Genomic DNA, 13,352 nt, shown 5'->3' on the forward strand with positions numbered 1-13,352 from the left:
TTTTTTATACCGGCCCTTTTTATTGACGCAGCGAGGAAGGTGACTGAAAGGGGTCAGTCGAGGGTCAGGTGCAGGTTGTCGATGAGTCGGGTAGCGCCGAGATAGGCGGCTACCAGGATCACGATATCCCGATCTTCGGCCGTGGCCGGGCGCAAATGCACGCCTTGGCGCACTTCGAGGTAGTCCAGGCGCAACCCGGCGGCTTCGATCTGCTGGACCTGTTCGGCGCGCAGCTTGCCGAAGTCGTGGTCACCGGCTTTGATCGCGGCGCCAATCTGGCTGAGGCTGCGGTACAGCACCGGCGCAATGGCGCGTTGCTCGTCGGTGAGGTAGCCGTTGCGCGACGACAGCGCGAGGCCGTCCTCGGCGCGCACGGTGGGCTCGCCGATGATCTGGATCGGCATGTTCAGGTCGTGGACCATGGCGCGGATCACGGCCAGTTGCTGGTAATCCTTCTGGCCAAACACCGCCATGTCCGGCTGAACCATGTTGAACAGCTTGCTGACCACCGTCGCCACGCCTTCGAAATGCCCGGGACGGCTGGCGCCGCACAGGCCTTCAGACAATTGCGGCACGCTGACGCGCGTCTGGCCGGTCATGCCGCCGGGGTACATTTCCTCGACGGTGGGCGCAAACAACAGGTTGCAACCTGCTTGCAGCAGCTTTTCCTGGTCGGCGGCCAGGGTGCGTGGATACTTGTCCAAGTCTTCGCCAGCACCAAACTGCAGCGGGTTGACGAAGATGCTGGCGACCACGAAATCCGCCTGCTGGGCGGCCTTGGTCACCAACGTGGCATGGCCGCTGTGCAGGTTGCCCATGGTCGGCACAAAGCCAATGCGCTTGCCGGCATTGCGGGCGTGGGTAACGGCGGCTCGCAGTTCACGTACGGTTCTTACGGTGTTCATGCAGAGAATCCGTGTTCAGCGCCAGGGAAGGTCACGCCTTTGACTTCGGCGACGTAGGCGCTCAATGCGGCGTGAATGCTGTCCTGGCCGGCCATGAAGTTCTTGACGAACTTCGGCACACGGCCGCTGATCGACAGGCCGAGCATGTCGTGCAGCACCAGCACCTGGCCATCGGTGGCCGAGCCTGCGCCAATCCCGATCACCGGCACTTTGACGGCCTGGGTGATTTCTGCCGCCAGTTCGCTCGGCACGCATTCGAGCAGGATCATTGCCGCGCCAGCCTGTTCCAGAGCGATGGCATCCGCGCGCATCTGCCGCGCCTGGGCCTCATTGCGGCCTTGTACCTTGTAGCCGCCGAGGATGTTCACCGACTGTGGCGTCAGGCCCATGTGTGCGCACACCGGCACGCCGCGTTCCGCCAGCAGGCGGATCGACTCGGCCAGCCACACTGCGCCTTCGACTTTGATCATGTGCGCCCCGGCTTGCATCAGCTTGCCGGCATTCTGGAAGGTCTGTTCGAGTGTCGCGTAACCCATGAACGGCAGGTCGGCGATGATGAAGGCGCCATCGTTACCGCGCTTGACGCTGGCGGTGTGGTACGCAAGTTCATCGGTGGTGACGGGTAGGGTGCTGTCATTCCCTTGAAGAACCATGCCCAGGGAGTCGCCCACCAGCAACACTTCAACCCCGGCCTGGCAACTGGCGTGGGCGAAGGTGGCGTCATAGCAGGTCAGCATGGCGATTTTTTCACCTTTGAGCTTGAGGCTCTGCAAGGTGGTCAGGGTAATGTCTGGCATGAAAAGGGTCCTCATTCAGGCGCTTGGAAACAGCGAGTAACGCGCGTGAGTCTTCGTTTATACAGGCGCACGGTCTTGAGAGCAGTGCTTATATGGCCTGGATTGCGCCCTTTAGCGCCGGGTTGGCGGCAGCGGGACGCCTATAGTCGTGAGGAGGACACGGGAAGTCAATTGGATGTGTTACCGCATTGTTACGATGGCGGTGTTACCGCTGTTACTGACGCGATTGTAGGAGCGAGCTTGCTCGCGAAGAACGTGTTGGCCCCGCGTTGAATCAGGTTGCGCGCGTTATCGTTAACGATTTTCGCGAGCAAGCTCGCTCCTACAGGGGGAGGCGTTCCAGTCCGACGAATGGGCACGCAGCCAGTAGGTCACTTAGTTGCTGGCTATTGGGTAATTGCAGAGTGGCGGGCGCCAGTTCGGCCAACGGGTACAACACAAAAGCACGCAGGTGCATCTGATAGTGCGGGACCTTGAGGCGCGGTTCGTCGATCAGGTGATCGCCAAACAGCAAGATGTCCAGGTCGAGCGTGCGCGGGCCCCAGCGCTCAAGGCGTTCGCGGCCCTGGTCGTTTTCGATGGTTTGCAGTGCATCCAGCAACTCAAGGGGCGCCAAATCGCTGTCCAGGGCGGCAACCGCATTGGTGTAGCGCGGCTGGCCTGGGAGCAGGGAGTCACTTTGATAAAAGGCGGACACACCAGCGACCGTGGTGCCCGGCAACTGCGCCAGTGCTTCGATAGCGCTGCGCAATTGCTGGTCCGGGGCAGCCAGGTTGCTGCCCATGCCGATGTAGATGCGTTCCACGTTTATTCGCCCGAGGCGTCAGCCGAACTGCGCTTGCGCTTGCTGCCACTGCGACGACGCTTCTTCGGGCCTTCGCCGTCGCCTTTGCTGCCGAGGTCACGAATCATGTCGCGGCGCTCGCTGTCATTGGCGTCCTGGTAATCGGTCCACCATTCGCCCAGGCCATCGGTCTGCTCGCCAGCGCTTTCACGCAGCAGCAGGAAGTCGTAGCCGGCGCGGAAGCGCGGGTTGTCCAGCAACAGGTCGGCGCGTTTGCCGCTGCGGCGTGGCAGACGCTCCTGCATGTCCCAGATCTCGCGGATCGGCATCGTGAAGCGTTTCGGAATGGCGATGCGCTGGCACTGTTCGGCGATCAGCTCATGCGCAGCTTCCTGCATGGCCGGGATCGGCGGCATGCCGCGCTCCTGCAGGCGCAGTACGCGTTTAGGCAAGGCTGGCCACAACAGCGCGGCAAACAGGAACGCCGGGGTGACCGGCTTGTTCTGCTTGATGCGCAAGTCGGTATTGATCAGCGCCTCGCTGATCAGGGTGTGAGTGTACGTCGGGTTATATTCCAAAGCCTCGGCGCTGGCCGGGAACAATGGATCGAACAACTGCAGGTCCACCAGCATTTCAAAGGTGTCGGCGGCATGACCTGAGAGGAACAGCTTGAGCACTTCTTCGAACAGGCGTGCCGAGGGGATCTCCCGCAGCATTGGCGCCAGTTCGCGAATCGGCGCAGCGGTATGGCGCTCGATGCCGAAGTTCAGCTTGGCGGCAAACCGCACGGCTCGCAGCATGCGTACCGGGTCTTCCTGGTAACGCTGGACCGGGTCGCCGATCAGGCGGATCAGGTTATTGCGAATATCGTGTACGCCATTGGCGTAATCGAGGATGCGCTCGCTGACCGGGTCGTAATACAGGGCGTTGATGGTGAAGTCGCGGCGTTGCGCGTCTTCTTCCAGGGTGCCGTAGACGTTGTCGCGCAGGATGCGCCCGCTTTCGTTGCGGGAGGACTGATTGGTGTCTTCCTCTTCATCGTTTTGCGGGTGACCGGCGCGGAACGTTGCGACTTCAATGATTTCGCGACCGAAGTGGATATGCACCAGCTTGAAGCGTCGGCCGATGATCCGCGCGTTGCGGAATTCCGCACGCACTTGCTCAGGCGTGGCGCTGGTGGCGACGTCGAAGTCCTTGGGCGTGATATTGAGCAGCATGTCGCGTACGCACCCGCCCACCAGGTAAGCCTGGTAGCCGGCGTTCTGCAAACGTTCGACGATGTTCACTGCATAACGGCTGAATTGAGCGCGCTGCAGCGAATGCTGGCTGCTGTTGAGCACTTCAGGCGTGCTGCGTTTGTGTTGCGTACGACGCAAGGGAGAACGGAATGACTGGAACAACTTCTTCAGCATGGGATGCACTGTTTGAAGGAATGTTCGGCCATAACGAAGAATGACCGCATGATGGGCGGGGATTCTAGCATTTAGTCAGGGGATGGTGTAGGAACAAGCTACAGGCATTGCGCCATAAGCCTTGAGAGGTCAAATCGCAGAAACTACAAGGGGAGCCGAAGCTCCCCCAGAAGTAGTTGCGTGCTCTATTTTTATTATTGATTTCGGGCTTCTTGTTTTTGTTGATCGCCCTCGTCATGAAGCTTCACTTTCATGACACTCCCAATTGGGAGTCAAGAGCAAACGGATTGCTTTGGTCGCTGTGTTGCTGATCTACGATCCAACCAGTTCAGGCTCTGCCTTAGGGCAGTTTTTGTTGTTCTCGGCCTGGTTGCGGGGCAAGCCCCAAATGCAACGCCTCTCCAAAAGAATCAGTTAGCTGCGCCTCCGCCGTGTTGTTTTTGTTATGCGTGAGTCGATTCGTCTTATTTTTATTGTCTTGTACAAAGCTTGTTATTGTTTTTGTACTAAGCATATAGCAGGGTGCGTGCCAACTTTTGCGCCACCCAGCAAAATCAGGGGGTTGAGGCGGTTTCGGGTTTTTGACGGGCCAAAAAAAGCCGGGGCTTCGTTACCGTAAGCCCCGGCTTTTGTTACGCGAAATATCCGCGGTAACAGTTTTTTCACATCTGTGGGTGTTACCTGTGGGCGCGCGCCCTCAACTCTCGCTGGCCACACCGGTCTTGCGCCGTGGAATGCCCAGGCGCTGGCGGCGTTCCCACAGGCATTTACGGCTAACGCCCAGTTTGCGCGCCAGTTCGGTCTCGGTCATATGGTCCTGGTGCTCAAGGACGAAATGCTGGAAGTAATCTTCCAGTGACAAATCTTCCGTCGGTTCATGGCTGGTATTGCTACCGCCCTGCTGTGGGGCCAGGCCGATGAAGTCGTCGTCCTCCAGGTCGCTCAGCTCGATATCGATGCCCAGCAGTTCGGCGGAAATCTCCGGGCTCTCCGACAGGATCACCGCACGCTCCACCGCATTCTCCAGCTCCCGCACGTTACCCGGCCACGAGTAATGGCGAATCGCTTGCTCGGCGTCTGGCGCAAACTTGAGGTCGGTACGGTTGATGCGCGCGCTCTGGCGCAGCAGGAAAGCGTTGGCGATCTCGTTGACGTCGGCGCCACGCTCACGCAGGGCCGGCAGTTTGAGAGCGATCACGTGCAGGCGGTAATACAAGTCTTCACGGAACTGGCCGATCTTGGCCAGGCTCTTGAGGTCGCGGTGAGTCGCCGCGATCAGACGCACATCGACCTTCTGCGACTGCACCGAGCCCACGCGGCGAATTTCACCTTCCTGTAGCACACGCAGTAACCGCGCTTGTGCTTCCAGTGGCAGCTCACCGATTTCATCGAGGAACAGCGTGCCGCCGTCCGCCGCTTCCACCAGGCCCGCCCGCCCGGCGCTGGCGCCGGTAAACGCGCCTTTCTCGTGGCCGAACAGTTCGGACTCGATCAGGGATTCGGGGATCGCTGCGCAGTTCACCGAGATCATCGGCGCCTTGGCACGCTTGGACAGATTGTGCAGGGCACGGGCCACCAGTTCTTTACCGGTGCCGGACTCGCCCTGGATCAAGACATTCGAGTCCGTCGGCGCGACTTTGCGGATCTTGCCGTACAGGTCCTGCATCGGTGGGCAGGAGCCGATGATGCCGATCTCGCCGTTGCTGTTGTCGACGCCTGGCTTGTCGGCGGCTTTGCCCGCAGGACGCTGTTCGGCCGGCGCGCTGCTGGCCGACTGACGGTCACGCAGGATGCGAGCCACGGCCTGGAGCATCTCGTCATGGTCGAAAGGCTTGGCGATGTAGTCCACCGCGCCCATCTTCATGGAGTCGACCGCCGAGCGCAGGCTGGCGTAGCTGGTCATGATCAGCACCGGGGTGCCCTGGCCGAGCTTGATCAACTCGGTGCCAGGCGCGCCAGGCAGGCGCAGGTCACTGACAATCAGGTCGAACGTGGGAATGCTGAAACGCTCCTGGGCTTCCTGCACCGAGCCGGCTTCGCTGACCTGGTACTGATTACGTTCAAGCAGGCGACGCAAGGCAGAGCGGATAATGGTTTCGTCTTCGACGATCAAAATGTGCGGCATTGATTCAATTCTCTCGACGGTCTCAGTTCACAGCGGACGTCGCTTCGACATGACGCGGCAAGGTCACCCGAATACGGGTGCCGCGTTGGCTTTCGGTGTCAGCCGGGCTGTCGATGGTGATTTGTCCATAATGCTCTTCAACGATGGAATAGACCAGTGCAAGGCCCAGACCGGTACCTTCACCTGGGTCCTTGGTGGTGAAGAAGGGTTCGAACAATCGGTCCATGATGTTCTGTGGAATACCGCTACCTTCATCTTCGACGATCAGATCGACCGTATGTTCGAAAGCCTCGGTCTTGACGCGTACCGCACCGCCGGCCGGAGTGGCGTCACGGGCGTTGGACAGCAGGTTGATCAGCACTTGGGCCAGACGTTGTGAGTCGCCATCCACCCAGTGGTCGGGATCGCATAAATTGAAGAACTGTACTTCGAAGTTGCGCCGGTTCAAGGCCAGCAGCCCAATGGCATCCTGCGCCACTTCGGCGAGGCATACCGCTTCGTCCTGGTTCTGATGGGCGCCGGCGTGGGCGAAGCTCATCAGCGACTGCACGATGCGAGAAACGCGCTTGGTCTGTTCGAGGATCTGCCCGCTGATCTCGGTGATTTCGCCGTCTTCTTCGCGCTCTTCCCGCAGGTTCTGCGCCAGGCAGGCGATACCGGTGATCGGGTTGCCGATTTCATGGGCCACGCCCGCCGCCAGCCGGCCAATGCTGGCCAGGCGCTCGGAATGCACTAGTTTGTCTTCGAGCATCTGGGTTTCGGTCAGGTCTTCGACCAGCAACACCAGGCCGCTGTTACCGGGTGCCAGGGGCTCGTCGATAGCGGCTTTGTGCAGGTTGAGCCAGCGTGTCTGGCCGTCGAGTGCCAGGTGCTGCTTGTGCAAGTGCTCGTCGGGCAGGTTGATAAAACCTTGCAGCAATTCTTTCCAGGGATCGCCCAACGTATTGAGGCGTGAACCGACGACCCGCTGCGCGGCGATGCCAGTGAGTTCTTCCATGGCCTTGTTCCACATTAGGATCTCTTGGTCCTTGGCCAGGGAGCACACGCCCATGGGCAATTCCTGCAAGGTCTGGCGGTGGTAGCGGCGCAAGGCATCGAGTTCGGCGGCGAGACCGGTGAGGCGTGAGTGGTAATCCTCCAGCCTGCTTTCGATGAAATGGATGTCTTCGGTCACATAGTTTTCGCCGCCGGCTTTATAGGGCAGGAAGGTTTCCACCATGTCCTGGGACACGCTCGGCCCCATCAAGCCGGACAGGTTGGCTTCAATGCGGTCACGCAGACGGCGCAGGGCGTAGGGGCGCCGTTCATCGAATGGCAGATACAGATCACGCAGCGCCTGTTCAACTTCCTTCTGCGCCGCCTTGGCGCCGAGGGGCTTGGCCAGTTGCGTGGCGAACTCCTGGGGTGATGCCGCGTGCAGTTCGCGGCGTTGCGGACGACGCACGTTATCCACCGCGCACGCTTCGGCGGCGCTGGTTTCTTCCGGGCTGGCGTTGGTGAACAGGGAAATCAGGGTGAACATCAGGACGTTGGCGGCCAGGGAGGCAATCGCGGCCATGTGCCAACTGGTGTCATCGAGCACGTAGATCATGTTCAGCAGCGGGATGTAGAAGCCCTGCAGGTTACCGACCAGCGGCAACAGCATGGTCACGATCCACACCAGGATCCCGGCCAGCAAACCAGCGATGAAGCCACGGCGATTGGCGGTCGGCCAGTACAGCACCGACAACACGCCCGGCAGGAACTGCAAGGTGGCGACAAATGCGACGATACCCAGGTTGGCCAGGTCCTGCCCGGCACCCAGCAACAGGTAGAACCCGTAGCCGGCCATGATGATCGCGACGATCAGCGCGCGGCGTGTCCATTTCAGCCAGCGGTAGATATTGCCCTCGGCCGGCGGCTGGTACAGCGGCAGCACCAGGTGGTTGAGCGCCATGCCGGACAGTGCCAGGGTCGTGACGATGATCAACCCGCTCGCCGCCGACAAACCACCGACATAGGCGAGCATCGCCAGTGCCGGACTATTGGCCGCAATGCCGATGCCGAGGGTGAAGTATTCAGGGTTGGTGGTGGCCCCCAGTTTTAAACCGGCCCACAGGATCAGCGGCACCGCCAGGCTCATCAACAGCAGGAACAACGGCAAGCCCCAGCTGGCGCTGACCAGCGAGCGCGGGTTGAGGTTCTCGGTGAAGGTCATGTGGTACATGTGCGGCATCACGATGGCCGAGGCGAAAAACACCAGCAGCAACGTGCGCCACGGGCCTTCCTGCAGCGGCGTGTGCAGGGCGGCGAGGGCGGTCTGGTTTTGCAGCAACCAAAGCTCAAGCTGCTGTGGGCCATCGAACACGCCGTAGAGCGCATAGAGGCCGACGCCGCCGATGGCGATCAGCTTGATCACCGACTCGAAGGCAATCGCAAATACCAGGCCTTCGTGTTTTTCGCGGGTGGCGATATGGCGCGAGCCGAAGAAAATCGTGAACAGCGTGATCAACGCGCAGAAGGCCAGCGCGACGCGGTGTTGCACCGGCTCGCGGGTCAGGATGCTGATGGAATCGGCTACGGCCTGAATTTGCAGGGCCAGCAACGGCAACACGCCGATCAGCATGAAAATAGTGGTCAGCGCGCCGGCCCAAGTGCTGCGAAAGCGGAAGGCAAACAGGTCGGCCAGGGAAGACAATTGGTAGGTGCGGGTGATCTTCAGGATCGGGTACAGCAGCACCGGCGCCAGCAGAAATGCGCCGGAGACCCCGAGGTAGCTGGACAGAAAGCCATAACCGTACTGATAGGCCAGGCCCACGGTGCCATAGAACGCCCAGGCACTGGCGTATACGCCGAGGGACAAGGTGTAGGTCAACGGATGGCGAATGATCGCCCGCGGAATCATTCCGCGCTCACTGATCCAGGCGACTCCGAACAACGCGGCCAGGTAGGCGGCGCTGATCAGCAGCATCTGGGTGAGGCTAAAGCTCATCGGCATCTTTTTGGCTCTGCAGGATGAAAGTCACGACGATCAGGATCAACCACAGCAGATAAGGGCGATACCAAGCGCCCGTGGCGTCGATCCACCAATCCATGATGGCGGGGGAGAACAGGTAGATCCCGACGACCAGCAGCAGGACCAATCGATAGATGTACATGTTGGCCTCTGATTGAGAACTCGAAAATGCCACGCTTTACTGTAGGAGCTGGCTTGCCGGCGAAGGTCGTTAACGATAACGCGTCCATCCTGGATGAGCGTGGCGCCTTGACGATTTTCGCGAGCAAGCTCGCTCCTACAGTGTGAAAGTTGCGGCGATGGTAACGGATGCTTGGCAAGCTGCAAGCGCCTTCAGCTCAATTGTGCTTCGGCCAGCGTGAGTGTGCGCGGGATCTGCGTGGCATCCCAGTGCGCAATGCCCCAATCCAGCAGTTCCCTCGGGCTGGCGTGCAACAGTTCGTCACTGGGTTGCTGGCCGAGGGCGCGCAATGCCCTCAGTAGCAAAGGCGTGGCCTGGTCGGGTGTCAACGGCGGGGAACGGTAGGATTTACCCAGTTTATTGCCGTCCGGCTGGATGATCAGCGGCACGTGCAGGTAGCGCGGTTGGCGCAGGCCGAGCAGTTCTTGCAGGTAGAGTTGGCGTGGCGTCGAGTCCAGCAGGTCGGCGCCACGCACGATATCGGTCACACCTTGCCACGCATCGTCGAGCACCACGGCCAGTTGATAGGCGTACAGGCCGTCGCGGCGACGGATGACGAAATCGCCTACATCGCGGCCCAGGTGCTGTCGGAATTCGCCTTGGACGCGGTCAGTAAAGTGGTACTCAAGCTCGGGAACACGCAGACGGATGGCCCCATCTTGTTGGTCGTGGCCAGCATTGCGGCACAGACCCGGATAGATGCCGTTGTAGGGTTCAAGCTGTTTGCGTGAGCAGGTACAAGCGTATGCCAGGCCGTGGTTGAACAGGTCGTTCAGTACTTTGGCGTAGGCCTCGTGCCGCTCGCTTTGCCGGACCAGTCCACCGTCCCACTCGAAGCCATAGCTTTCCAGCGCGTGCAGGATTGCTGCCTGTGCGCCAGGTTCTTCACGGGGTGGGTCGAGGTCTTCCATACGCATCAGCCATAGGCCATGGTTGGCGCGGGCGTCGAGGTAGGAGGCAAGGGCGGCGACCAGGGAGCCGAAATGCAAGTGGCCGCTGGGTGTGGGGGCAAAGCGCCCAATATAGGTAGAGGCTGTCATGGGCCGGATACTACTGGAAATTCGGTAAACGCCAGCAACAAAAATGGGGCGTTCGCACGCCCCATTCGTTCAGCTCGGCGGGATTACTTGCCGACCTGTTTTTCCTTGATTTCAGCCAAGGTCTTGCAGTCTACGCAGAGGTCCGCGGTTGGGCGGGCTTCCAGGCGACGGATGCCGATCTCGACACCGCAGGACTCGCACCAGCCATATTCTTCGTCCTTGATCAGCTGCAGCGTCTTGTCGATCTTCTTGATCAACTTGCGCTCGCGATCACGGGCGCGCAGTTCAAGGGCGAATTCTTCTTCCTGGCTGGCACGGTCGGCCGGGTCAGGGAAGTTGGCTGCTTCGTCCTTCATATGGTCAACCGTACGGTCGACCTCCTGCATCAAGTCCTGTTTCCACTTGTTCAGGATTTTGGTGAAGTGCTCGCGCATGGGCTCGCCCATGTACTCCTCACCTTTCTTTTCTACGTAAGGTTCGAAGCCATTGAGGCCTTGAGTCTGCTGTTGCTTTGCTTGGGTGGACATGAATAGACCGCCTCTCACTCTTCTAATCCATTGCGCAGGATTGCAACGTCACCGACACCTGCCGGCCCTGCGGCTGCAAGCGGGCGAACTTACCAGATAGATTCGGGGTGCGCCACTCCCGGTTGTCGAGGCCCATCGCGTCAGTGTCGCAAACTGCGACAGCCCGTCGTGACTGGGTATGTATCCTCTCGAATGTTGATTTTAGTCGTTTTGCGGGCACTTGCCCGGACGGCACAGGCCGTCGGGCAGGCAATAGAACATGTTTTACGGCGCGGGTTCGGTAGAATCCAGAATTTGTCCTCACCGTTAAGGAAGGCTAATGGCTCAGCCCTACAGTGCGCGCAGTCGCGCCATCGAACCTTTTCATGTCATGGCATTGCTGGCGCGCGCCAATGAGCTTCAGGCCGCCGGCCATGACGTGATTCACTTGGAAATCGGCGAGCCGGACTTCACCACCGCCGAGCCGATCATCCAGGCCGGCCAGGCAGCGTTGGCCAACGGCAAGACGCGCTATACCGCCGCCCGTGGCTTGCCCGAGTTGCGCGAGGCCATCAGCGGTTTCTACCAGCAGCGCTATGGGTTGGACGTGGACCCCGAGCGTATCCTGATCACGCCCGGCGGCTCCGGCGCATTGCTGCTCGCCAGCAGTTTGCTGGTGGACCCGGGCAAGCATTGGCTGCTCGCCGACCCTGGCTACCCCTGCAATCGTCACTTCCTGCGATTGGTGGAGGGCGCGGCGCAGCTGGTGCCGGTCGGTCCTGAAGTGCGCTATCAGTTGACCGCTGACCTAGTGGCCAAACACTGGGATCAGGACAGTGTGGGCGCATTGGTGGCATCCCCGGCCAACCCGACCGGCACGATCCTCACACGCGACGAATTGGCCGAGCTTTCCGGCGCGATCAAGGCGCGCAACGGTCATTTGGTGGTGGACGAGATTTACCATGGCCTCACCTATGGCACCGATGCGGCCAGCGTGCTGGAAGTCGACGACGATGCATTCGTCCTGAATAGTTTTTCGAAGTATTTCGGCATGACCGGTTGGCGCCTGGGTTGGCTGGTGGCACCGCCGGCGGCGGTGGGTGAATTGGAGAAACTCGCGCAAAATCTCTACATCAGTGCGCCTAGCATGGCCCAGCATGCGGCATTGGCCTGTTTTACCCCGCAAACCCTTAGCATTCTGGAAGAGCGCCGCGCTGAGTTCGGCCATCGTCGCGACTTCCTGCTGCCCGCCTTGCGCGAGCTTGGGTTTGGCATCGCGGTCGAGCCGGAGGGCGCGTTCTATTTATATGCCGATATCAGCGCGTTCGGCGGTGATGCCTTCGCATTCTGCCGTCACTTCCTCGAAACCGAACATGTGGCGTTTACGCCCGGCCTGGATTTTGGTCGCTATCAAGCCGGCCACCATGTGCGTTTTGCTTACACGCAAAACCTCGATCGGCTACAGGAAGCGGTAGAGCGGATCGCCCGTGGCTTACGGAGCTGGCAAGGCTGATGCGCTTTCATCCTCCCCTCGAAGAAGCGCGGCTGATTCGTCGCTACAAGCGTTTTCTTACCGATATCGAAACCGTTACCGGCGAGTTGTTGACCATTCATTGCCCCAACACCGGCTCGATGCTCAATTGCATGGTCGAAGGTGGGCAGGTCTGGTTCAGTCGCTCCAATGACCCCAAGCGCAAGTTGCCGGGCACCTGGGAAATCGCCGAGACGCCCCAGGGTCGCTTGGCGTGTGTGAACACGGCGCGTGCCAATCAGTTGGTCGAGGAGGCGTTACGTGCGGGTGTCATCACCGAGCTGAACGGTTTTACCGCCTTGAAGCGCGAAGTGCCTTATGGTCAGGAGAAAAGCCGCATCGACTTCCGCCTGGACTATCCCGACGGTGCGGCCTACGTCGAAGTCAAAAGTGTAACCCTGGGTTTTGACGGCACTTCGGTTGCCGCTTTCCCGGATGCAGTGACCCAGCGTGGCGCCAAGCATTTGCGCGAACTGGCCCATCTGGCGCGTGACGGTGTGCGAGCGGTGCAGTTGTATTGCGTCAACCTCTCGGGGATTGATGCTGTGCGCCCGGCCGTGGAGATCGACGCGGCCTACGCTGCTGCCCTGCGCGAAGCCAAGGCGGCCGGCGTGGAAGTGCTGGCGTATGGCGTGCGCGTGACAGCCGAAGAAATTTGTGTGGACCGGCGCCTGGACGTGCTCCTCGACTAGAGTTGCACCCACAGCCCCTGGGCGTCTTCGCGTCCAGGCAAGGCGGTCAGGCTTTGCCCGGCGCAAGGGCCTGCGATGCACTCGCCGTTCTCGATCAGGAACAGCGCGCCGTGGGTGGCGCACTGGATCATGCTGGCACTGTCGTCGAGAAACCGGTCGGGCTGCCATTCAAGTGGAATGCCACGATGGGGGCAGCGATTGATATAGAAGTAGGCAATGCCGTCCCGGCGCACGGCCAACAATTTGCAACCATCGATTTCAAAACCGAGGCTGCTGTCTGGCGCGAGGGTATCGGAGGAGCAGAGAAACTTCATTTCAATCCTTAAGTGCCTTGACGTTCAAATGCAAACAATTATCAAATGCCGGCTTCGCCCGTTAGCTGAC

The 13,352-nt window shown here is 60.3% G+C and carries 12 protein-coding genes; 2 read left to right on the forward strand and 10 right to left on the reverse strand.

Features of this window, described 5'->3' with window-relative positions; genetic code table 11:
• Nucleotides 1-53: 53 nt before the first annotated feature.
• From panC to dksA, 9 genes are all read right to left on the reverse strand, one after another.
• Nucleotides 54-905 (reverse strand): pantoate--beta-alanine ligase, encoded by an 852-nt coding sequence (gene panC, locus HX868_RS22010; RefSeq protein WP_177004344.1) that lies wholly within the window; start codon nucleotides 903-905, stop codon nucleotides 54-56.
• Nucleotides 902-1,702: a 3-methyl-2-oxobutanoate hydroxymethyltransferase gene (gene panB / locus HX868_RS22015; RefSeq protein ID WP_016976834.1), complete on the reverse strand. Its 801-nt coding sequence runs from the start codon at nucleotides 1,700-1,702 to the stop codon at nucleotides 902-904. The genes panC and panB overlap by 4 nt, the downstream gene beginning before the upstream one ends.
• A gap of 322 nt (nucleotides 1,703-2,024) precedes the next feature.
• Entirely contained in the window at nucleotides 2,025-2,507 is a 483-nt protein-coding gene (gene folK / locus HX868_RS22020; protein ID WP_177004345.1) for a 2-amino-4-hydroxy-6-hydroxymethyldihydropteridine diphosphokinase, read from the reverse strand.
• 2 nt (nucleotides 2,508-2,509) lie between these two features.
• Entirely contained in the window at nucleotides 2,510-3,898 is a 1,389-nt protein-coding gene (locus HX868_RS22025; protein WP_016976836.1) for a polynucleotide adenylyltransferase PcnB, read from the reverse strand.
• 697 nt (nucleotides 3,899-4,595) lie between these two features.
• Nucleotides 4,596-6,023 (reverse strand): sigma-54-dependent transcriptional regulator, encoded by a 1,428-nt coding sequence (locus HX868_RS22030; protein ID WP_016976837.1) that lies wholly within the window; start codon nucleotides 6,021-6,023, stop codon nucleotides 4,596-4,598.
• Nucleotides 6,024-6,045: 22 nt separating this feature from the next.
• Nucleotides 6,046-9,000 (reverse strand): sensor histidine kinase, encoded by a 2,955-nt coding sequence (locus tag HX868_RS22035; RefSeq protein WP_177004346.1) that lies wholly within the window; start codon nucleotides 8,998-9,000, stop codon nucleotides 6,046-6,048.
• Nucleotides 8,984-9,160 (reverse strand): hypothetical protein, encoded by a 177-nt coding sequence (locus tag HX868_RS22040; RefSeq protein ID WP_003176118.1) that lies wholly within the window; start codon nucleotides 9,158-9,160, stop codon nucleotides 8,984-8,986. Before HX868_RS22040 ends, HX868_RS22035 begins: the two co-directional genes overlap by 17 nt.
• Before the next feature lie 191 nt (nucleotides 9,161-9,351).
• Nucleotides 9,352-10,239, reverse strand: a complete 888-nt coding sequence (gene gluQRS / locus HX868_RS22045) for a tRNA glutamyl-Q(34) synthetase GluQRS (RefSeq protein ID WP_177004347.1) — start codon at nucleotides 10,237-10,239, stop codon at nucleotides 9,352-9,354.
• An 83-nt stretch (nucleotides 10,240-10,322) separates the two neighbouring features.
• On the reverse strand, nucleotides 10,323-10,766 hold the full coding sequence (dksA, locus tag HX868_RS22050; RefSeq protein WP_025857127.1) for an RNA polymerase-binding protein DksA: 444 nt from the start codon (nucleotides 10,764-10,766) through the stop codon (nucleotides 10,323-10,325).
• 319 nt (nucleotides 10,767-11,085) lie between these two features.
• On the opposite strand from dksA, the gene HX868_RS22055 reads away from it, so the two are divergent.
• Nucleotides 11,086-12,258, forward strand: coding sequence for a pyridoxal phosphate-dependent aminotransferase (locus tag HX868_RS22055; protein WP_177004348.1), 1,173 nt, complete (start codon nucleotides 11,086-11,088; stop codon nucleotides 12,256-12,258).
• Complete coding sequence (gene sfsA / locus HX868_RS22060; RefSeq protein ID WP_095013561.1) at nucleotides 12,258-12,968, forward strand: DNA/RNA nuclease SfsA; 711 nt, start codon at nucleotides 12,258-12,260, stop codon at nucleotides 12,966-12,968. The genes HX868_RS22055 and sfsA overlap by 1 nt, the downstream gene beginning before the upstream one ends.
• Here sfsA and HX868_RS22065 read toward each other — a convergent pair.
• Nucleotides 12,965-13,282: a Rieske (2Fe-2S) protein gene (locus HX868_RS22065; RefSeq protein WP_016976843.1), complete on the reverse strand. Its 318-nt coding sequence runs from the start codon at nucleotides 13,280-13,282 to the stop codon at nucleotides 12,965-12,967. The two genes, sfsA and HX868_RS22065, sit on opposite strands and share 4 nt — an antisense overlap.
• Nucleotides 13,283-13,352: the final 70 nt, after the last annotated feature.

It is taken from the genome of Pseudomonas reactans, from assembly GCF_013385825.1.
Taxonomy (GTDB): Bacteria; Pseudomonadota; Gammaproteobacteria; order Pseudomonadales; family Pseudomonadaceae; genus Aquipseudomonas; species Aquipseudomonas reactans.

Bases quoted from the DNA above. Each gene is read 5' to 3' on its own strand.
- panC (WP_177004344.1), bottom strand. From the start codon at position 905: ATGAACACCGTAAGAACCGTACGTGAACTGCGAGCCGCCGTTACCCAC.
- panB (WP_016976834.1), bottom strand. From the start codon at position 1,702: ATGCCAGACATTACCCTGACCACCTTGCAGAGCCTCAAGCTCAAAGGT.
- gluQRS (WP_177004347.1), bottom strand. From the start codon at position 10,239: ATGACAGCCTCTACCTATATTGGGCGCTTTGCCCCCACACCCAGCGGC.
- dksA (WP_025857127.1), bottom strand. From the start codon at position 10,766: ATGTCCACCCAAGCAAAGCAACAGCAGACTCAAGGCCTCAATGGCTTC.
- sfsA (WP_095013561.1), top strand. From the start codon at position 12,258: ATGCGCTTTCATCCTCCCCTCGAAGAAGCGCGGCTGATTCGTCGCTAC.
- HX868_RS22065 (WP_016976843.1), bottom strand. From the start codon at position 13,282: ATGAAGTTTCTCTGCTCCTCCGATACCCTCGCGCCAGACAGCAGCCTC.
- HX868_RS22055 (WP_177004348.1), top strand. From the start codon at position 11,086: ATGGCTCAGCCCTACAGTGCGCGCAGTCGCGCCATCGAACCTTTTCAT.
- HX868_RS22040 (WP_003176118.1), bottom strand. From the start codon at position 9,160: ATGTACATCTATCGATTGGTCCTGCTGCTGGTCGTCGGGATCTACCTG.
- HX868_RS22025 (WP_016976836.1), bottom strand. From the start codon at position 3,898: ATGCTGAAGAAGTTGTTCCAGTCATTCCGTTCTCCCTTGCGTCGTACG.
- HX868_RS22035 (WP_177004346.1), bottom strand. From the start codon at position 9,000: ATGCCGATGAGCTTTAGCCTCACCCAGATGCTGCTGATCAGCGCCGCC.
- HX868_RS22030 (WP_016976837.1), bottom strand. From the start codon at position 6,023: ATGCCGCACATTTTGATCGTCGAAGACGAAACCATTATCCGCTCTGCC.